This window comes from Streptomyces inhibens (assembly GCF_003389455.1).
Taxonomy (GTDB): Bacteria; Actinomycetota; Actinomycetes; order Streptomycetales; family Streptomycetaceae; genus Streptomyces; species Streptomyces inhibens.
In genome coordinates this window covers 1-1,199 of the sequence record NZ_QUAC01000279.1, presented here as the reverse complement: position 1 = coordinate 1,199, position 1,199 = coordinate 1, and the positions used below count along the sequence as shown (strand labels likewise).

General features: G+C 70.3%; 1 protein-coding gene. It reads left to right on the top strand.

Annotation, left to right across the window (positions count from 1 at the left end):
* Window positions 1-1,159 (top strand): Dyp-type peroxidase (locus DY245_RS32865; RefSeq protein ID WP_425329465.1); only part of this gene is annotated, 1,159 nt, incomplete at its 5' end.
* Window positions 1,160-1,199: the final 40 nt, after the last annotated feature.

Sequence of the window (1,199 nt, the reverse complement as noted above, 5' to 3'; positions counted from 1 at the left end):
GGGGCTGGGCGGCGAGGCGGCCGCCGCGCAGGCGGACCGGCCGGTGGGCGCCCCGCGCGACGGCGGGCGGACGCTGCCCGACAAGTTTGCCTTCCACGGGCGCCATCAGGCCGGCATCGTGACCCCGCAGCAGCTCTTCGCCGGCTTCGTCGGCTTCGATGTGCTGGCCGAGGACCGCAACGGTCTGACGGAGCTGTTCCGTAGGCTCACCGAGCGGTCCCGGGTGCTGGCGGCCGGTGTGAAGCCCAAGGACGAGCGGGTCGCCTCGGAGCAGCCGACCCCCGACTCGCTCACCATCACGCTCGGTGTGGGGGCTTCGCTCTTCGACGACCGGTTCGGGCTCTCCGGGCACAAGCCCCGGCATCTCAAGGCGATGCCGGCGTTCCCCGACGACCGGCTGGAGCCGGCGCGCTGCCACGGCGATCTGTCGCTGCAGATCTGCGCCCAGCATCCCGACGCCATCGTCCATGTGCTGCGTGATCTGGCGCGGGAGACGGACGGTCTGCTGCGGCCCCGTTGGCGGGCGGACGGCTTTCTCAACCCCTCGCGGCCCTCGGGGTCACCGCGTACGTTCGTCGGCTTCAAGGACGGGATCGTCAATCCGGACACCGGCTCGGCCCGGGAGATGGACCGGCTGATGTGGGTGACCCCTCCGTGTGGCGAGCCGGACTGGGCGCTGGGCGGCAGCTATCAGGTGCTGCGTCTGATCCGTTTCCATGTCGAGAAGTGGGACAAGGTTCCGGTGGCGCGCCAGGAGAAGATCTTCGGTCGGCGCAAGGCGAGCGGCGCGCCCCTGGACGGCGAGAACGAGACGGATCCGCCGAACTACCGCAAGGACCCGCACGGCAGAAAGATCCCGCTCGACGCCCACATCCGGCTGGCCAATCCGCGGACCCACAAGACCGACGACTCCCGCTTCCTCAGGCGGAGTTACAACTACGACTCCGGGTTCGACAAGCGTGGGCGGATGGACCTCGGGCTGGTCTTCTGCGCCTACCAGCAGGACCCGGAGCGGCAGTTCGCCACCGTCCAGCGGCGCCTTGAGCACGAGCCGCTGGCCGACTTCATCACTCCGATCGGTGGCGGCTACTTCTTCGTGTTGCCCGGGGTACAGGACTCCGACGACTGGTTCGGGTCCCGGCTGCTGAAGAAGCTCTGAGCGGGCGCGCGCGGCGGGGTCGTAGCGCCGCCGCGCGCGC